16 protein-coding genes and 1 tRNA gene are annotated in these 17377 nt (G+C 65.0%); 7 read left to right on the forward strand and 10 right to left on the reverse strand.

Features of this window, described 5'->3' with window-relative positions; translation table 11 throughout:
- Nucleotides 1-9: 9 nt before the first annotated feature.
- From KU43P_RS18045 to KU43P_RS18055, 3 genes are read right to left on the reverse strand one after another with little or no spacing between them, the layout of a single operon-like run.
- Nucleotides 10-543 carry a spore coat U domain-containing protein gene (locus KU43P_RS18045; RefSeq protein WP_317658805.1) on the reverse strand — a complete coding sequence of 178 codons (534 nt, stop codon included), beginning with the start codon at nucleotides 541-543 and terminating at the stop codon, nucleotides 10-12.
- Nucleotides 544-562: 19 nt separating this feature from the next.
- On the reverse strand, nucleotides 563-1099 hold the full coding sequence (locus KU43P_RS18050; RefSeq protein WP_317658806.1) for a spore coat U domain-containing protein: 537 nt from the start codon (nucleotides 1097-1099) through the stop codon (nucleotides 563-565).
- Between the two features lie 30 nt (nucleotides 1100-1129).
- Nucleotides 1130-1657, reverse strand: coding sequence for a spore coat U domain-containing protein (locus KU43P_RS18055; RefSeq protein WP_317658807.1), 528 nt, complete (start codon nucleotides 1655-1657; stop codon nucleotides 1130-1132).
- A gap of 250 nt (nucleotides 1658-1907) precedes the next feature.
- Here KU43P_RS18055 and KU43P_RS18060 point away from each other — a divergent pair, with 250 nt between their 5' ends.
- From KU43P_RS18060 to KU43P_RS18070, 3 genes are read left to right on the forward strand one after another with little or no spacing between them, the layout of a single operon-like run.
- On the forward strand, nucleotides 1908-4178 hold the full coding sequence (locus KU43P_RS18060; protein ID WP_317658808.1) for an ATP-binding protein: 2271 nt from the start codon (nucleotides 1908-1910) through the stop codon (nucleotides 4176-4178).
- 15 nt (nucleotides 4179-4193) lie between these two features.
- Nucleotides 4194-4655 (forward strand): response regulator, encoded by a 462-nt coding sequence (locus tag KU43P_RS18065; RefSeq protein WP_317658809.1) that lies wholly within the window; start codon nucleotides 4194-4196, stop codon nucleotides 4653-4655.
- 13 nt (nucleotides 4656-4668) lie between these two features.
- On the forward strand, nucleotides 4669-7056 hold the full coding sequence (locus KU43P_RS18070; protein ID WP_317658810.1) for a response regulator: 2388 nt from the start codon (nucleotides 4669-4671) through the stop codon (nucleotides 7054-7056).
- 163 nt (nucleotides 7057-7219) lie between these two features.
- Here KU43P_RS18070 and KU43P_RS18075 read toward each other — a convergent pair.
- A tRNA-Gln gene (locus tag KU43P_RS18075) sits at nucleotides 7220-7294 on the reverse strand.
- A 272-nt stretch (nucleotides 7295-7566) separates the two neighbouring features.
- Between KU43P_RS18075 and KU43P_RS18080 the strand changes: the two genes are divergently transcribed.
- Nucleotides 7567-7809 carry a hypothetical protein gene (locus tag KU43P_RS18080; protein WP_317658811.1) on the forward strand — a complete coding sequence of 81 codons (243 nt, stop codon included), beginning with the start codon at nucleotides 7567-7569 and terminating at the stop codon, nucleotides 7807-7809.
- Between the two features lie 103 nt (nucleotides 7810-7912).
- Nucleotides 7913-8983: a cell division protein ZapE gene (gene zapE, locus KU43P_RS18085; protein ID WP_317658813.1), complete on the forward strand. Its 1071-nt coding sequence runs from the start codon at nucleotides 7913-7915 to the stop codon at nucleotides 8981-8983.
- Nucleotides 8984-9101: 118 nt separating this feature from the next.
- On the opposite strand, the gene KU43P_RS18090 is transcribed toward zapE, so the two are convergent.
- Complete coding sequence (locus tag KU43P_RS18090) at nucleotides 9102-10991, reverse strand: propionyl-CoA synthetase (RefSeq protein WP_317658814.1); 1890 nt, start codon at nucleotides 10989-10991, stop codon at nucleotides 9102-9104.
- Nucleotides 10992-11171: 180 nt separating this feature from the next.
- Here KU43P_RS18090 and KU43P_RS18095 point away from each other — a divergent pair, with 180 nt between their 5' ends.
- On the forward strand, nucleotides 11172-12038 hold the full coding sequence (locus KU43P_RS18095; protein ID WP_317658815.1) for a LysR family transcriptional regulator: 867 nt from the start codon (nucleotides 11172-11174) through the stop codon (nucleotides 12036-12038).
- Here KU43P_RS18095 and KU43P_RS18100 read toward each other — a convergent pair.
- The 5 genes from KU43P_RS18100 to KU43P_RS18120 all read right to left on the reverse strand — a co-directional run bounded on the left by KU43P_RS18100 (nucleotide 12012) and on the right by KU43P_RS18120 (nucleotide 16071).
- On the reverse strand, nucleotides 12012-13169 hold the full coding sequence (locus KU43P_RS18100; protein WP_317658816.1) for an HPP family protein: 1158 nt from the start codon (nucleotides 13167-13169) through the stop codon (nucleotides 12012-12014). The two genes, KU43P_RS18095 and KU43P_RS18100, sit on opposite strands and share 27 nt — an antisense overlap.
- A gap of 294 nt (nucleotides 13170-13463) precedes the next feature.
- Complete coding sequence (locus KU43P_RS18105) at nucleotides 13464-14783, reverse strand: sensor histidine kinase (RefSeq protein ID WP_317658817.1); 1320 nt, start codon at nucleotides 14781-14783, stop codon at nucleotides 13464-13466.
- A complete protein-coding gene (locus KU43P_RS18110) occupies nucleotides 14780-15448 on the reverse strand; it encodes a response regulator transcription factor (RefSeq protein ID WP_317658818.1) in 669 nt (222 codons plus the stop codon). Before KU43P_RS18110 ends, KU43P_RS18105 begins: the two co-directional genes overlap by 4 nt.
- Complete coding sequence (locus KU43P_RS18115) at nucleotides 15449-15763, reverse strand: PepSY domain-containing protein (RefSeq protein WP_317658819.1); 315 nt, start codon at nucleotides 15761-15763, stop codon at nucleotides 15449-15451.
- Nucleotides 15763-16071, reverse strand: a complete 309-nt coding sequence (locus KU43P_RS18120; RefSeq protein WP_317658820.1) for a PepSY domain-containing protein — start codon at nucleotides 16069-16071, stop codon at nucleotides 15763-15765. The genes KU43P_RS18115 and KU43P_RS18120 overlap by 1 nt, the downstream gene beginning before the upstream one ends.
- Nucleotides 16072-16260: 189 nt before the next feature.
- Here KU43P_RS18120 and KU43P_RS18125 point away from each other — a divergent pair, with 189 nt between their 5' ends.
- Nucleotides 16261-17340, forward strand: a complete 1080-nt coding sequence (locus KU43P_RS18125; protein WP_317658821.1) for a patatin-like phospholipase family protein — start codon at nucleotides 16261-16263, stop codon at nucleotides 17338-17340.
- Nucleotides 17341-17377: the final 37 nt, after the last annotated feature.

The following is a 17377-nucleotide window of genomic DNA, read 5'->3' on the forward strand; positions in this document are numbered from 1 at the left end:
GAGCGCGCCTCAGAACGACAGCTCGACTGCCACCGTGTCGGTGTACACCCCTGCCGGCAGGCCGGCCTTGCCGCGGGCCTGGCCATACAGGTTGACGGTCTGTGCCACGCCGGTACTGGTCGGCAGGGTGATGGTGCCGTCGATGGCCAGCAGCTGAGTGTGGCCGGCGTCGGTGTAGAAGTCGTAGGGCACGAAGTTGCCGCTGCCATCGGCAAGCGCCCGGGTGCCGCCGGCCGACTGGCCATCGTGACTGCCGGCTCGCACGCGGATCGCCGGCACCGTGCCGGCCGAGCAGAGGATGCTCATGGCCCCCCCGCCGCCGCCGAGCACCTGGCCATTGGCGGTGGTGAACAAGGCGTCCTGGGTGCCGAAGTTGAGGGCGCCGAAGTTCAGCCCCGAGGTGCCGCCGCTGCCATTGACCTGGCAGGCGGCCGTCAGCGTCAGGGTCGAACTGATGGTGCCGGTTACCGTGGCTGCGTGGCTGTGGGCTGCCATGGCCAGGCCAAGGCCGGCGAGGATGCAATGGGTCAGGTTCGTTCGCATCGGAGTCTCCTTGCGGTTGTTACCAGTCCAGGGTCACTCTCAAGGTGTCGCGGTACAGCCCGGCAGGCAGCGCGCGCGGTTGCGCCACCACTACGCCGTAGATGGGGATCGGAATCTGTTCGGTGCCCCTGATGGTGAAGGCGCGCGCCTGGCCGATGCCGTAACGGCTGTTGCCGCCTGGGTCGACCGCCAACTGATAAGGAATGGTTTCGCGCCCGTTGCTCAAGCGCCGCACGCCATCGCTGCCGTTGAGGCCGCCGTTGATACGCACGTTGAAAGCCCTGACTTCGGGCGTACAGCTGATTTGCAGGCTGCCCTCACCCCCCGCCTCGTCGACGCGGGTGCGCAGTGGCTGATCCCAGTTCGGGCCGCGGTCGCCGAAGTCCATCAGGCCGGGGTTGCCCAAGGTGGCCGGCGGCTGGTCGCCGCTGTCGATCTGGCAGGCGGCGCTGATCACCAGGCGTGCCTGGATGAAACCGGTGGTGGTGCCATGCACGGTTGCTGCAGGCAACAGCAGTGGGCCGAGGCTGAGCAACAGGATAGAAGAGCGGTTCATGGCGTGACGTCCTTGTGCATGGCGGCCTCGCTACCAGGTGACCGTGACTTTGAGCAGGTCGGCGTACTGCCCGGCGCGGGGCACCCAAGCCAGTTTGTCGATTCGGGCATAGAGCGGCAGCTCGACACTGCCGCTGTCCGGCACGCGCGCCGCGTGGGCCTCGCCGACCACTACCGGGTCACGCCAGGCCGCGTCGCGGTAAAGACGATAGGGAATCGGCCGGGCCTTGGCATCGCTGCTGGCAAGGAAACGCAATTCGCCGACGCCGCCGTGCTGGCCGCCGTCGATGCGGACTTGATAAGGCGTGTCAGGGTTGCACTCAAGGCGTGGCGGGCGGTTGCCGAGCAACACGCCGCCCAGTGGAGCGCCGGGGCCATCCAGGCGCGCCGTCGCGCCCAGGTCGATCTGACCCAGGGCCTGCGCGCCCGCATCGCGTTGCTGACCGACCAGCATGCAACCGCGTTGCACCAGCACACGCACGTCCACGAGAAAATCTGCCGCCCCCGCCAAGCCGCTCAACGACAGGCCTAACAGCGCGGCCAAAAAGCGTTCCGTCACTTCGTGGTCCTTGTTCTTTTCTTCTAGGTTTGAGCGTAGCAGCCACTGCCAAAAGGCGTGCTGGCGGGCTGCCATTCTTTGGTGCTAGCGACAAAGAATGAACGGCGACGAACATTTTTCCGAACGGCAGCGAACCCATGCACATCCTGCGCCTCCAATGGCCATGGGCCGGCAAAGCACCGCACATTCTGTTACGGTGCACCTCGGGCAGTCACCCAGTATCAATCGCATGCGCCATGCATGGACGAACATGACAGGAGCGTATTCATTGAGCACCGCAGACAAGCTACTCGCCGAAGCCGTGGAACGCTGCGCCCAGGAGCCGATCCAGGTGCCAGGCAGCATCCAGCCGCAGGGCTTCATGCTGGTGCTGGAAGAACCGGGCCTGCGGATTGTCCAGGCCAGCGAAAACGCCGAACGCTGGTTGGGCATACCTGCTCAGGCGCTGCTAGGTTGCAGCTTCGCCGAGGTGGTCAGCGCCAGCTTCGACCTGCGGGCCCAGCTCGCTCGCCTTCCGAGTGAACAGGTCTTCCCCTTTCACCTCGGCGATGTGCGCTTGCGCCCGGATGCCCCCTTCAACAACAAGCTGCGCTTGCTGACCCACCGCCACGACCAGGTGCTGATCGCCGAATTCGAACCCCTGGGCTTACCCACCGAACTCAGCGACCACGGCGACTACTACCCGCTGGTAAGGGAATTCGTCGGCAGCCTGAACACTGCCAGCGACCTGCAGGCACTGCTGCAGCAGACCGTGCAACAGCTCAAGCGCATCACCGGCTTCGGGCGGGTAAAGGCCTACCGCTTCGATGCCGAAGGCAACGGCCAGGTGCTGGCCGAAGTGGCCGACGCCGGTTACCCGTGCTACCTGGGCCTGTGCTTTCCGGCGTCCGACATCCCGCGTCAGGCCCGCGAGCTGTACCGGGTCAACCGCATCCGGGTGATCGAGGATGCCAACTACCAGGCCTCACCCTTGGTGCCCGCCGTGAACCCGCGCACCGGCAAACCGCTGGACATGAGCTTCGCCGCCTTGCGCAGCGTGTCACCGGTACACCTGCAATACATGCGCAACATGGGCACCCTGGCCTCGATGTCGCTGTCGATCGTGGTCGACGGGCAGCTCTGGGGCCTGGTGTCATGCCACCACGCGCAACCGCGCCAAGTCGACCTGCGCACCCGCACGGCGTGCGAACTGCTGGCCAGCGTACTGTCGCTGCAGATCGAATCGCGCGAGTCCCACGCCAATACCCAGCAACTGCTCGACCTGCGCCAGCACATCGTGCGAATGATTTCTTCCATGGCCGACCACGACAGTGTCAGCGATGGCTTGCGCGCCCTGCCCGAGGTGCTGCTGGATTTTGCCGGAGCCAGCGGCGCCGCGGTGATCTCCGCCGAGCGCTGCGACCTGTTCGGCACGACCCCGCCCGCCGCCCAGGTCAATGCCCTGGTCGACTGGCTGGCCGAGCGGGGTGATGAAACGGTATTCCACAGTGACAATGTGCGCCGCGATATCGACGCACTGCCGGAACTGGCCGCACATGTCGGCGGCGTGCTGGCGGTGGCGATCTCGCAGATCCATTCGCACTACCTGGTGTGGTTCCGCCCAGAGCAGGTACGCACCGTGAACTGGGCCGGGCGGCCCGACAAGCAGATCGGCCCGCAAGGCGCGCTGAACCCCCGGCACAGCTTCGAGCATTGGCAGGAACAGGTCAGCGGCTACTGCCAGGCCTGGGATCCGCTGATCATCGAAGGCGTGCTGGAACTGCGCAGTGCCGTGCTCGGCATTGTGTTGCGCAAAGCCGAGGAGCTGGCGCAACTGACCAACGAGTTGCGCCACTCCAACAAGGAACTCGAGGCCTTCTCCTACAGTGTGTCCCACGATCTGCGTGCGCCGTTGCGGCACATTGCCGGCTACACCGAGCTGCTCAGCGAGATCGAAGGCCAAGGCATGAGCGAACGCGGCCGCCGCTTCCTCGCCCATATCGAGGAAGCGGCCCGCTTCGCCGGCAGCCTGGTGGACAACCTGCTGAACTTCTCGCAGATGGGCCGCTCGGCCCTGCGCCTGTCGGATGTCGACCTCAATGCCCTGGTCGAAACCATTCGCCAGGAACTGGCGCCGGACTACGAGGGCCGCGACGTCATCTGGGCGATCGACCCGCTGCCCAAGGTGTACGGTGACCCGGCCTTCATCAACCTGGCCCTGCATAACCTGATTGCCAATGCCCTCAAGTACACCCGCGAGCGTTCGCAGGCGCGCATCGAAATCGGCGCGCGCGAGCACAAGGGGGAAACCGAGGTCTATATTCGCGATAATGGCGTCGGCTTCGACATGGCCTACGCCAACAAATTGTTCGGTGTGTTCCAGCGCCTGCACCGCATGGAGGACTTCGAAGGCACCGGGATCGGCCTGGCCAGCGTGCGCCGGATCATCGAGCGCCACGACGGCCGCGTCTGGGCCGAAGGCCAGGTCGGCCAGGGCGCGTGTTTTCATTTCACCCTTCCCCGTCATCCAGAAACAAACTGAGGCACCCGTACGATCATGCTTAAACCCATCCTGCTGGTAGAAGACAACCCTCGGGACCTGGAGCTGACGCTCCTGGCCCTGGAGCGCAGCCAGTTGGCCAACGAAGTCATCGTCCTGCGTGACGGTGCCGAAGCGCTCGACTACCTGCTGCGCCGCAATGCCTACGCCGACCGTGACGACGGCAACCCCGCAGTGCTGCTGCTGGACCTGAAACTGCCGAAGGTCGACGGCCTGGAGGTGCTCAGGGAAGTGCGCGCCACCGCCGAACTGCGCAGCATCCCCACGGTGATGCTGACCTCCTCGCGCGAGGAGCCCGACCTTGAGCGCGCCTATGAACTGGGGGTCAACGCCTACGTGGTCAAGCCCGTGGAATTCAAGGAATTCGTCGCCGCCATCTCCGACCTCGGGGTGTTCTGGGCCGTGCTTAACGAACCGCCCCCCGGCTCACTGCGCCTGAACCGGCGTGGCAGTAACTGAGGCCACCGCAAAGATGCTGCCAACGCCGCTTAAGCTGCTGATGGTCGAAGACAGTTCGATGGATGCCGAACTAACCCTGCTGAGCCTGGAGCGCAGCGGGTTGCAGGTCCGCTCGCGGCTGGTGTTCGACCACCAGGCCGCCGAGCATGCGCTACTCGAAAGCAACTATGACCTGATCCTGTGCGACTGCGTGCTGCCCGGCTCGTCCGGCACCGATGTGCTGGCCATCGCCCAGCGCCTGGTCCCGGACACCCCGTTCATCTTCCTCTCCGGCATTTATGGTGAAGAGCACGCGGTGGAGATGATCCGCCTGGGCGCCACCGACTATGTGCTGAAGAAGAACCTGCCGCTGCTGCCCAAGGCCGTGCGCCGCGCGCTCACCGAAGTGCAGGAACGCCAGCGGCGACGGCGCGCCGAAGAGGCCCTGGCCGACGTCGAAGCGCGCGCACGTATCGCCATCGATGCCGCAGGCATGGGCACCTGGGACCTGCGCCCGCAGGAAAACCTGCTGGTCTGGGACGACCGCTGCAAAACCCTGTTCGGCCTGCCCGTGGACACCGAGATGAGCTTGGCGGTGTTCTACGGCGGCATTTACCCCGATGACCTGCCGCGGGTGCGCGATGCCGTGGAGCAGGCCATGCGCCCGGACAGCGACGGCCTATACCGTGTCGAGTTCCGCATTGCCCAGCCTCGCGGGCTGGAGCCTCGCTGGCTGCTCAGCAGCGGCCAGTGCCAGTTCGTCGATGGCCAGTGCATACGCTTTTCCGGTGTGCTGCAGGACATCCACACCCAGCGCCTGGCGACCCAGGCGCTCAAGCAGCTCAACGAGATGCTCGGCGAACGGGTCGAGCGCCGCACCCGCGAACGTGACCGCGCCTGGGAGCTGTCCCAGGACTTGCTCGCCGTGCTCAACAAGGACCTTACCCCCGTCGCCCTCAACCCGGCCTGGGAAGCCAGCCTGGGCTTTTCCCGCGAGCGCCTGAGCCAGGCCTCGCTGTTGCAGCTGCTGCCCGAACCCGACCAGGAATCGCTGCTGGCCGAGCTGGCCGCCCTCGCCCATGGCCGCACCAGCGCCCGCTTCGTCGGCCGCATCCGCCATGCCAGCGGCCAACTGCGCTGGCTGTCGTGGGTGGTGGTGCCGGAAGACACCTTGCTCTATGTGGTGGCCCGGGACATCACCAGCGAACGGGAAACCGCCCTGGGCCTCGCCGAAGCCAACGACCGCTTGCGCGAGCAGATCACCGAGCGCGAACGCATCGAGGCCGCGCTGCAGCAGATGCAGCGCCTGGAAGCGGTGGGCCAGCTCACCGCCGGCGTGGCCCACGACTTCAACAACCTGTTGACCGTGATCCTCACCGGCTCCAGTTTCCTCGAACGTGACCTGGCCAAGGGTGACGTGGACAAGGCCCGCTCGCGCCTCACGCACATACGCGAGGCCGGTGAGCGCGGTGCCAAGCTGACCTCGCAACTGCTGGCCTTCTCCCGGCGCCAGCGCCTGGAGCCGGTGCCGCTGAACCTCAACCGCACCTTGAGCGGCCTGGAAGAACTGCTGCGCCGCACCCTGGGCGGCAACATTTCCGTGCGCCTGGACCTGGACCACAGCCTGTGGCAGGCACTGACCGACCCGACCCAGACGGAAATGATCATCCTCAACCTGGCGATCAACGCCCGCGATGCCATGCCCGAGGGCGGCCAGTTGACCCTGTCGACCCGCAACACGCGGATCAAGGCCCGCGCCCAACGCCCGGAAGACCCCGAGCCCGGCGAATACGTGATGCTGAGTATTCGCGACACCGGCTGCGGCATGAGCGAGGACGTGCTGGCCAAGGTTTTCGAACCGTTCTTCACCACCAAGGACATCGGCAAGGGCTCGGGCCTCGGCCTGGCCCAGGTGTTCGGTTTTGCCAAGCAATCCGGTGGTGGTGTGCGCATCGATACCGAGCCAGGCCATGGCACCCAGGTGGCGGTATACCTGCCGGCCGTGAAGGACCAACTGGCCAGCGAACCGATCGCCCCGACGATTACCCAGGCCGACGGCGACAGCGGCCGCGACCGCACCGTGCTGCTGGTGGACGACGACCATCTGGTGCGCGACCTGCTCGGCGATGTGCTGCGCCAGTACGGCTACCAGGTGCGCCAGGCTCACAACGGTGAGCAGGCATTGGCCTTGCTGGACGACGGCATCGACCTGTTGCTTACCGACTTCGCCATGCCCGAGTTCAACGGCGCCCAGCTGGCCATGGCGGCGCGCGAACGGCACCCGCAATTGCCGGTGGTGTTCCTGACCGGTTATGCCGAGTTGCAGGGGCTGGAGTTGCCAGACAGCCTGGTGCTGCAGAAACCGGTGCAGGCCGAGGAGCTGGCACGAATGCTGGATGAGCTGCTGCGGGTGAACCGGTAGGTTTTCAGCGCCTGCACTGGTTTCATCGCCGGCAAGCCGGCTCCCACAGATAGCCCCCTGTGGGAGCCGGCTTGCCGGCGATAGGGCCAACGCAAACGCCGGGAACGCGAAAACCCAGCGCCGACTTGATCTGCACTGAGTAAGAAAACAGGTATTGAGAAAATGGCAGGGGCGGCTGGATTCGAACCAACGCATGGCAGGATCAAAACCTGCTGCCTTACCGCTTGGCGACGCCCCTGTATCGGATGCAGCTGAAGCTGCTCTGACCATTCCAACTGGCTGACAACTGGGTTGTTGTCTTGGAATGCGCGGCACTTTAACAACATTCTTTTGACCTGTGAACCCCCTTGCGCAAAAAAAATGCTTTAAAACAGCAAGTTAGTGTCCCCCTACCCAATTTCCGGGCAGCCCGGCCAACCATCCGTCGTTTTTCCGCTGCCTTGCCTCAACACAATCGCATTTCGCCCTTCCAATCAGATAAGCGAACTGCGAATACCAAGGAAGCCCCCAATGCCCGTTTCACACGACCTGTACCAGGACTTGCACTACCCTCGCGAGATCGTTCAGCAACGCCGCCAGCAGGACCAGACCCTCGACCGCCTGCTCGACGAGTACATGGACATCGACAACCAGGTGCTGGCGGCCGAGTCGATCTCGGCGGGCAACTTCCAGGATGACGACCTGCGCCAGCTCAAGGAACGCCGCCTCACCGTGAAGTACATGATCGAGCGCCAACTGGAACGCAAGGTCTGACCTATCGCGCCAGGCGATCGATCTGCGGCATTTTTTCCATTGGTCAAAATCGTCGTCCTCGGGCAAGCTGCGGCCTGCCCGCCATTGCCCGAGGAGCAGAGTATTGTCCGCTTGGATCCCTTCCCCATTGCGCCTGCTCGGCCAGCGCTTGCGAAGTTCGTCGCCCCACCAGAGCGAGCTGCTCGACTGGTTCGAAGAGAAGGCGCGCAGCCGCGGCTATCAGCTCAGTGATGGCCAGCGCCGGGTCATCGCCAGCATGACCGAACAGCTCGCCCTGTTGCCGGGCGGCCAGCCATGCAGCCTCTACCTGCATGGCTCGGTAGGACGCGGCAAGAGCTGGCTGCTCGACGGGTTCTTCCAGGCCGTGCCGATCGAAGCCAAGCAGCGCCTGCACTTCCATGACTTTTTTGCCCGCCTCCACCAGGGCATGCATCGCCATCGCCAGTTGGACGATGCACTGGGCGCGACCCTCGACGATCTGCTGGGCAACTGCCAGGTGCTGTGCTTCGACGAATTCCATGTGCACGACATCGGCGATGCCATGCTGCTGACGCGGCTGTTCAACGCCCTGTTCGAGCGTGGCATCTTCTTGCTGGTGACCTCCAACTACGCCCCTGAGGGGCTGTTACCCAATCCGCTTTATCACGAACGCTTCCTGCCGGTGATCCGCCTGATCAATGGCCGCATGCAGGTGCTGGAAGTGGGCGGCGATACCGATTTTCGCAGCCTGCCGGCCAACCGAGAGCACCAGCGCTTCACCCAGGGGCACTATGTGTGGCCGGGGGATGCGGCGCAGCGCCAGGCGCTGAAAGTGCCCGTCGAGCAGCCGGTGATGCTGGAAGTGAACAAGCGGCCGTTACGCGCCCTGGCCATTGAGGGCCGACGGGCGGTGTTCGCCTTCGATGACTTGTGCGAGAAGGCCACGGCGGTGATCGATTATCTGGTGCTGGCGGGGCAGTACGAGGAGTGGATCATCGATGGGCTGGATGATCTGTCGGAATGCACGCTGGCGGCGCAGCAGCGTTTCGCAAACCTGGTGGATGTGCTGTATGACCAGGACCGGCAGGTGACGGTGATCGGGCAGCGGCCGCTGGAGCAGAGCCTGGGCGGGCCGCTGGCCGACCTGATGCGCACCCGCAGCCGGTTGGGGCAGTTGCGCCAGACAGGGCTTTGAAGCTGTAGTGGCTGTATTGGCCTCATCGCCGGCAAGCCGGCTCCCACAAAGGGCTCACAGCACCTGAGGCCTGTGCATGCCCCTGTGGGAGCCGGCTTGCCGGCGATGTAGTCAACCGTCAACCTGCCCGTGGCAAATCTGCCAGCACCGCCTCTATCTCCCCCAATACCGCCGGATCATCCAGCGTCGACGGCGGCACATACGCCTGCCCGTCGGCTATCTTGCGCAGCACCGCCCGCAAGATCTTCCCCGACCGCGTCTTGGGCAGCCGCTTCACCAACCGCACCCGATTGAAACACGCCAACGGCCCGATCTCCTCGCGCACGCTGCCCACCAACTCCACCAGCAGTTGCGACTCGGCAATACCCTCGCCATCCTTGAGCACCACCAGCGCCAAGGGCACCTGCCCCTTGATTTCGTCATGCACGCCGATCACTGCACACTCGGCCACCGCCGGGTGCCGCGCCACCAGGTCCTCCATTTCGCCGGTAGACAACCGATGGCCAGAAACGTTAATCACATCATCGGTACGCCCCATGATGTAGACGAAGCCCTCGTCATCCAGGTAGCCGCCATCGCCGGTGTGGTAATAGCCCGGATAGGTGTGCAGGTACGCCTGCAGGTAACGCTCATGATCGCCCCACAAGGTCTGGCTGCAGCCTGGCGGCAGCGGTAATGCAATGACGATGGCGCCCTGGTGGTTCGGGCCGAGCAGATGACCGTCGTCGTCCAGTACCTGTACGTGGTAGCCCGGCACCGCACGGTTGCTCGACCCCGGCCGCGCCGCGCTCCCTTCAAGGCCTACACAGGGCGCGGTAACCGGCCAGCCGGTCTCGGTCTGCCACCAGTGATCGTGCACCGGTTTGCCGCTGACCCGCTGCAGCCATTCGTGGGTGCTGGAGTCGAGCTTCTCCCCGGCCAGAAACAATTGGCGCAACGTGCTCAGGTCGTGCTGGCGGATCAACTCGCCTTCTGGGTCTTCCTTGCGGATCGCCCGCATGGCAGTCGGCGCGCAGAACAAGGCATTGACCCCGTACTGCTCAACCACTCGCCAGTAGGCCGAAGCATCCGGCGTGCGGATCGGCTTGCCCTCATAGAACACCGTGGTGCAGCCGCTCATCAGCGGCCCGTAGACGATCAGCGAATGCCCGACCACCCAGCCGACATCGGAAATGCCCCACCACACATCGCCCGCCTGCATGCCATAGATGTGGCGCATGGCATAGCAAAGCGCGACCGCGTTGCCACCGTTTTCGCGAACGATACCCTTGGGTTTGCCGGTGGTACCGGAGGTGTACATGATGTACAGCGGGTCACCGGCCTCCAGCTCCACGGGTGCTACCGGCCGGGCATTCAGCAGCCTTTCATGCCAGTCCAGGTCACGCCCCGCCTGCAGCTCGGCGCGGGCCTGGGGCCGTTGCAGCACCAGCACATGCCGCGGCTGGTGGCGGGACAGTTGCAGGGCGCGGTCGACCAGCGGCTTGTATTCGATCACCCGCTCGAACTCCAGGCCGCAGGACGCCGTGAGCAACAGCGTCGGCCGCGCATCGTCGATGCGCAGGGCCAATTCGTTGGCGGCAAAGCCGCCGAAAACCACCGAATGCACCGCGCCGATGCGCGCGCAAGCCAGCATGGCCATGGCCGCCTGGGGCACCATGGGCATGTAGATGATCACCCCATCGCCCTTGCCTACGCCAAGCTCACGCAACAGGCCGGCCAAACGAGCCACCTCGTCATGCAGCTGCTGGTAGGTGAACGACTGCTGCACGCCCGTGACGGGAGAGTCATAGATCAGCGCAGTTTGCTCGCCACGGCCCTGCTCGATCTGATGGTCGAGGGCCAGGTAGCAGCTGTTCAGGCGCCCGTCGGCGAACCAGCGATGGGTGCCATCGGGGTTTTCCTGCAAGGTCAGGGAGGGTTTGCGATACCAGGCCAGATGGTCGGCCTGTTCGGCCCAGAAGTTGGCTGGGTCGGCAATGGAATGGTCGTAGCTGTGCTGGTAGGTCATGGTGACGAAAACCCGGTACTTGTTGTTATTGAAGGGCGAATCTTGAGTATGGACCGCCACGCTGGGGCTGCCATGGGACTAAAGTCACAACCCATATGCAGATTTGCAGCGCGGGCAAAAGCGCCCCATAACGGTGCAAAATCTCTAGAATAGGCAGCCCTTTTCCTCACCGAGCAGCCCATGGACATCGATCAGGCCCGAACTTTTCTGGAAATCGTGCGCTGCGGCAGCCTGGTCGCCGCCGCCGAACGCCTGTTCGTGTCGCAGACCGCCATTACCGCCCGGGTGCAGCGCCTGGAGCAGCAACTCGGTTGTCAGCTGTTCGTGCGCAGCCGCAGCGGCGCCAGCCTGACCAGCGATGGCGAAGCGTTCGTCAGCTATGCCAACCAGCTGGTGCAAACCTGGGAAGCGGCTCGCCGCGACCTGCCATTGCCCCAGGGCTGCCAGCAGTTGCTGCACATAGGGGCGGAAGTGAGCCTGGGCAATCCGATGCTGCTCGATTGGGTAAGCGCCCTGCACCGCGAGTTGCCCAGCCATGCGATCCGCAGCGAAGTGAGCGATGGCGAGTCGCTGCTGCGCAAGGTCGAGATGGGCCTGTTGGATGCTGCGCTGGTGTATCAGCCGACCTACGGCCCGGGCCTGCAGGTGGAGCAATTGATGGAGGAGAAGTTGATCCGCGTGCGCCGGGTCGACCGCCCCGAGCCGTACATCTACATCGACTGGGGCGAGGCCTTCCGGCGTCAGCACGATGCCGCCCTGCCCGATTGCGCCCGCCCGGCGCTGACCTTCAACCTCGGGCCGCTGGCCTTGCAGTTTATTCTCGACCAGGGTGGCAGTGGTTATTTCCGTACCCGCGTGGTGCAGGCCTACCTGGACAACGGGGTGTTCGAGCGGGTGCCGCAGGCGCCGGAGTTCACCTACCCGACCTACCTGGTGTACCCACGCGAGCGTGACAGCGAAGCCCTGCAGCAGGCATTCGCGGTGCTGCGCCGGCTGGTGGAGGCCGGCGCCAGCGACTGGTCACAACGCTGGGACCCGGTGATCTGAAACGCGCTCGGCGGCGCTGAGCAGTTGGCGCTTGAGGCCGGCGATCAGGTCGGTCTGGGTGATCACGCCAACCAGCTTTTCGCCGTCGAGCACTGGCAGGCAATGCAGGCCTTGCTCGCATAGCAGCGGCAGCAGGCGCTCCAGCGGATGCGCGCTGCCGACACTGACCACACGCCGGCTCATTACCTGTTCCATACGCACCCCCTTGCGGCCGAACACGCCACGCCAACTGAACTGGCCTCGCTGCATGGCCGGGCCGACCAGGTCGCTGAGGCTGACGATGCCCACCAGTTTGCCCTGCTCCAGCACGGGCAAGGTCTTCAGATGGTGGCTGGCAAGCATGGCCCAGGCCTGCTCCAGGGTGGTGTCGGGGCTGGCGAACTGCACGTCGCGCGACATCACCGAGGCGGCAGTGAGCCCGCCAAGGCTGCGCTGCAAGGCATGCTGTTCGGTGGCCAGGATGATGCGTTCCAACTCGTCGCGGGTGACGTCGACGAACTCGCCCAGTTCTTCCAGGGCCTGGTCCAGGTCTGCGCCGCGGATGCCGACGCGCTCGCCGGGCAAAGGGTCATGGGTGTGGTGCAGGTCTTTGCGCGGCGCCGCGCCCTTGGGATAGCGCACACCGGTCAAGCGGTTGTAGAGCACCGCCACCGCGACCAGGATCAGCGCATTGAGCATCACCGGCTCCAGCAGGTGGTCGCCCATGGCCGTGAGCCCCGCATCGGCCAGCACAGCACTCACCGCCACGCCGCCACCGGGCGGGTGCAGGCAGCGCAACAGGCACATCAGCACCAGCGAAATGCCCAGGGCCGCGGCAGCGACCCATAGCTCGGCGCCGAAACCCTCGCGCATGGCCAGGCCCACTACGCCGGCCAGGGCATAGCTGCCCAGCACCGGCCAAGGCTGGGCCAGCGGCCCGGAATGCACGGCAAACACCAGCACCGCCGAAGCGGCCAGCGGGCCGAGCAAGTGCAGGGCGATACCCGGCCCGAAGGCCAGGCTGGTCAACCAGCCAGCCATAAACAGACCGAGCAGTGCACCGATACCGGCACGCAACCATTGTCTGGGGGGAATGTTCAGGGGCGCGGGCAACAGCCGCTGCAGACGACTTTCGGAACGCGAGGCAGGCATTTAAATGATCGTGTCGATATGTTCTGGCTAAAAAGAAAGCCCAGCCGGGTTGGCCTGGGCCCTTAGGGGGTTCCGTCCGTGGAGAGATGGAAACCGCAGGGTTTCGTAAGGGAGATTGTGCCGGGTGAGGATGGGCTTGGGCCAATTCAAAAAAATGCGGCTGTACTGCAATTTTTTTGCAGTGCTGATACCGGCCCTATCGCCGGCAAGCCGGCTCCCACAGATACGCCACTGTTCTTAAGTTCAGTGGGGTACCTGTGGGAGCCGGCTTGCCGGCGATAGGCCCCACAAGATTCAACGCCCTTTGCGCGGCAGCTGAATGCTCACCCGCAACCCACCCAAAGGGCTCTCAAGCAGTGCCAACGAGCCACCCCAGGCCTCGACGATATCGCGCACGATACCTAGCCCCAACCCATGCCCATCGACCTGCTCATCGAGCCGCGACCCGCGCTCCAGCACCTGCAGCCGCTGGCTTTCAGGAATGCCTGGCCCGTCGTCGTCGACCCACACCTGGTAGCCACTGTCAGCGGGCGCAATGCCCAGCCGCACCTCGCTGTCCGCCCACTTGCAGGCGTTGTCCAGCAGGTTGCCAAGCAGTTCCAGGAAGTCCTCGCGATCCCACGGCAGCAGCAGCCCCGGTGGGACATCACGGGTCAGCAGCAGCCCTTCGCCATGGATCATGCCCAAGGTGGCGAGCAGACCCGGCAGCTCGGCTTCGCAGTCGAACTGCGCGCCCGGCAGCGCATCGCCGGCCAGGCGCGCACGGTTGAGCTCACGCGTCAGGCGCTGCTGGATCTGCTCCAGCTGCTCGCGCAGCTGCGCGCGCACCTCAGGCTGGTCCTTGAGGCGCTCACTGGACGCCAGGCTCAACAGCACCGCCAGCGGCGTCTTGAGGGCGTGGCCAAGGTTGCCCAGCGCATTGCGCGAGCGACGCAAACTGTCTTCGGTATGGTTCAGCAAGTGGTTGATCTGGTCCACCAGCGGCGCCAGCTCGCTGGGCACCTGGGCGTCCAGCTGCGAACGCTGGCCCTGCTGCAACTGGGCGATCTGCTGGCGCGCACGCTCCAGCGGACGCAGCGAGCGGGTGACAGTGATGCGCTGCAGAACGAGGACCAGCAACAGCGCCACCAGCCCCATGCCCAGGCCGATCTGCTGCAGCCGCCGAAAGCTTTCCCGCACCGGCGAATAATCCTGCGCCACGCTGATCGAGATGTTCTGCCCCAGGCGTCGATAGTCGGCGCGCAAGGCCAGCAACTGCTGCCCTTCCGGCCCTAGCACGTGGCTGTCGGAAAGGCCGGGCTCAGCCGGCTTGGGCATGTCCAAGTCCCACAGCGAGCGCGAGCGCCAGGTGCCCTGCTCGAAATCGATGCGAAAGTAATAACCCGAGAACGGGCGCTGGTAGGCCGCGGAAATACGGCGCTCATCGAGCTGCAGGCCCGAAGGCCCGCGCACCAGTGCCACCAGCAGGTTCTCGCTTTCCTTGCGCAGGCCGTTTTCCAGGTAACGCTGCAAGCCGGCTTCGAATAGCCACAGGGTGAGCTGCGCCAGCATCACACCGACCACCACCAGCACGGCTACCAGGCCCAGGCTCAGGCGTGCCTGGATCGACTTCATTCGCCGTGCCCGGCGTACAGGTAGCCTTGCCCGCGGCGCGTCTCGATGACGCTGCGGCCCAGCTTGCGGCGCAGATGATTGACGTGGACTTCGAGCACATTGGAGTCGCGCTCGGTTTCGCCGTCGTACAGGTGCTCGGCCAGGTGGCTCTTGGAGAGGATCTGCTGCGGGTGCAGCATGAAGTAGCGCAGCAGCCGGAACTCGGCAGCGGTGAGCTGGATATCCACGCCATCGCGGCTCACGCATTGGCGGCTTTCATCCAGGTGCAGGCCGGCGGCTTCCAGCGTTGGCTGGTTGGCCAGGCCGCGGGCGCGACGCAGCAAGGCCTGGATGCGCAACTGCAGCTCCTCGGGGTGGAAGGGCTTGCTCAGGTAGTCGTCGGCACCGGCCTTGAGCCCTTCGATGCGCTCGGCCCACGAGCCGCGCGCAGTGAGGATCAGCACAGGGGTGGCCAGGCCGCCGGCGCGCCACTGGGCCAGCACCTCCAGGCCCGGCAACCCAGGCAGGCCGAGGTCGAGAATGATCAGGTCATAAGGCTCGCTCTGGCCCTGGTACACCGCATCGCGGCCGTCCGCCAGCCAGTCCACGGCATAGCCCTGACGCTGCAGGGCGGTGGTCAGTTCATCGGCCAGTGGCACGTTGTCCTCGACAAGCAACAGGCGCATTCAGTCGTCTTCCTCATCTTTGAGCAGGGCACCGGTGCTGGCGTCGAGCTTGATCTCGCGCACCACGCCTTCCGTGGTCAGCAATTCGACCTCATATTCGTAGCGATCATCGTCTTCTTCCAGCTCGGCTTCCAGCAGACGCGCCCCGGGGTAACGCCCCAGGGCGGTTTCCAGCAGCTGTTCGAGTGGCAGGATGACGCCCTTCTGGCGCAGCTTGAGGGCTTCATCCTGGTCCAGGTCGCGGGCAACGGCCAGTGAGCAGACGGCCAGCAGCGAGAGCGCCAGGTAACGCGCCGGCCGAGGTAAGTTGATCATCAGTTGTCTTGTGCGTCCTTGAGTACTTCACCGGTCTTGGCATCAAGATCGACGTCCCATTCGACGTTCTGCTGATCACGCAGCTCGACCTTGTAGATGTAGCGGCCGTATTCGTTTTCCAGCTCGGAATCCTTGACGGTGGCGCCAGGGTGCTTGGCCACGGCGGTGGCCTTGAGCTCATCGAGCGACTTGATGGTCTTGGCATTGACCAACTTGACCACTTCGTCAGGCTGGACGTCCTTGGCCAGGGCAACGTTGGCACCGAAAGCCAGGGCAGCGGCAGTGAACAGGGCAGTCAAAGTTTTCATGAGGTGTCTCCATCGATAGGTGCAATGTGTCTACGGGGTCAAGATTAACCACCGGTCCTTAACTGAACCTGAAAACAACTGGCGCCATGATAGCGCAGCTTGAGAACGCGTTACCTTGATCGCCGGCAAGCCGGCGATCAGCGCTACGAACCCCCTATAATGCCCCCCTTGTTGCCCGCGAGATCCGTCATGAGCGCCATTCACATCAAATACCCTGCCCTGACCTTCAAGGCCGGCCAGCGCGCGCTGCGCCAGATTCGCGAGCGCGGCTTGCTGGCCGAGGATGTCGGCGTATTGCCCGGTGCTGCCGGCGGCCCGAAACCGTTGGGCATCCAAGGCCTGGACCTGGCACTGTTCGGCGAGTGGCTGCCGACGGCGCCACGCCAGCGTGCCTTGATCGGCGCCTCGATCGGCTCCTGGCGCTTCGCCAGTGCCTGCCTCGATGACCCGGTGGCCGGCATCCGCCGCCTGGGCGAACTGTATACCGAGCAGGACTTCGCCAAGGGCGTCACGCCCGCCGAGATCAGCCGCAGTTGCCAGCGCATGCTCGACGCACTGCTGCAGGGCCGCGACGGGCAGATCCTCGCCAACCCGCACTACCGCCTGAACATCCTGGTGGTGAAGAGCCACGGCCAGCTCGCCCATGACCATCGCGGGCGCCTGGGCATGGGCCTGTCGTCGGTGATCGCCAGCAACCTGCTCGGCCGTTCGCGCCTGGCCCGGCATTTCGAGCGCATCATCCTCCACGACCAGCGCGCCGCGCCGCCGCTCGATGCGCTCACCGACTTCCCCTCGCGCTGCCTGCCGCTGGACCTGGCGAACCTGCGCCATGCCCTGCTGGCCTCGGGCTCGATCCCGATGGTGATGGAGGGTGTGCGCGACATTCCGGGGGCCGGCGCGGGCACCTACCGCGATGGCGGGTTGCTCGATTACCACCTCGACCTGCCGTACCGCGGCGACGACCTGGTGCTGTACCCGCACTTCACCGACAAGGTCGTGCCCGGGTGGTTCGACAAGGCCCTGCCCTGGCGCAAAGGCGATGCCACGCGCCTGCAGAACGTGCTGCTGATGACCCCCTCACCGCAGTACCTGGCCGCCCTGCCGTTCGGCAAGCTGCCCGACCGCAACGACTTCAAGCGCTTCATGGGCGATGCGCCCAGCCGCAAGCGCTACTGGTACAAGGCCATTGCCGAAAGCCGGCGCCTGGGCGACGAACTGCTGGAGCTGATGGCCACCGGGCGGCTGCATGAACGCCTGCAAGCCTTGTAGCGGCCATGCTGGTAGACTGCGCGCATTATTGATTCAC

The sequence above is a fragment of the Pseudomonas sp. KU43P genome, from assembly GCF_033095865.1.
In the GTDB taxonomy this organism is placed as follows: Bacteria; Pseudomonadota; Gammaproteobacteria; order Pseudomonadales; family Pseudomonadaceae; genus Aquipseudomonas.

Excerpts from the sequence above, each read along its gene's own strand:
- KU43P_RS18095 (WP_317658815.1), top strand. The coding sequence starts at position 11,172 with ATGGACATCGATCAGGCCCGAACTTTTCTGGAAATCGTGCGCTGCGGC.
- KU43P_RS18100 (WP_317658816.1), bottom strand. The coding sequence starts at position 13,169 with ATGCCTGCCTCGCGTTCCGAAAGTCGTCTGCAGCGGCTGTTGCCCGCG.
- KU43P_RS18045 (WP_317658805.1), bottom strand. The coding sequence starts at position 543 with ATGCGAACGAACCTGACCCATTGCATCCTCGCCGGCCTTGGCCTGGCC.
- KU43P_RS18080 (WP_317658811.1), top strand. The coding sequence starts at position 7,567 with ATGCCCGTTTCACACGACCTGTACCAGGACTTGCACTACCCTCGCGAG.
- KU43P_RS18090 (WP_317658814.1), bottom strand. The coding sequence starts at position 10,991 with ATGACCTACCAGCACAGCTACGACCATTCCATTGCCGACCCAGCCAAC.
- KU43P_RS18125 (WP_317658821.1), top strand. The coding sequence starts at position 16,261 with ATGAGCGCCATTCACATCAAATACCCTGCCCTGACCTTCAAGGCCGGC.
- KU43P_RS18050 (WP_317658806.1), bottom strand. The coding sequence starts at position 1,099 with ATGAACCGCTCTTCTATCCTGTTGCTCAGCCTCGGCCCACTGCTGTTG.
- KU43P_RS18070 (WP_317658810.1), top strand. The coding sequence starts at position 4,669 with ATGCTGCCAACGCCGCTTAAGCTGCTGATGGTCGAAGACAGTTCGATG.
- KU43P_RS18065 (WP_317658809.1), top strand. The coding sequence starts at position 4,194 with ATGCTTAAACCCATCCTGCTGGTAGAAGACAACCCTCGGGACCTGGAG.
- KU43P_RS18115 (WP_317658819.1), bottom strand. The coding sequence starts at position 15,763 with ATGATCAACTTACCTCGGCCGGCGCGTTACCTGGCGCTCTCGCTGCTG.
- KU43P_RS18110 (WP_317658818.1), bottom strand. The coding sequence starts at position 15,448 with ATGCGCCTGTTGCTTGTCGAGGACAACGTGCCACTGGCCGATGAACTG.
- KU43P_RS18060 (WP_317658808.1), top strand. The coding sequence starts at position 1,908 with ATGACAGGAGCGTATTCATTGAGCACCGCAGACAAGCTACTCGCCGAA.
- KU43P_RS18120 (WP_317658820.1), bottom strand. The coding sequence starts at position 16,071 with ATGAAAACTTTGACTGCCCTGTTCACTGCCGCTGCCCTGGCTTTCGGT.
- KU43P_RS18105 (WP_317658817.1), bottom strand. The coding sequence starts at position 14,783 with ATGAAGTCGATCCAGGCACGCCTGAGCCTGGGCCTGGTAGCCGTGCTG.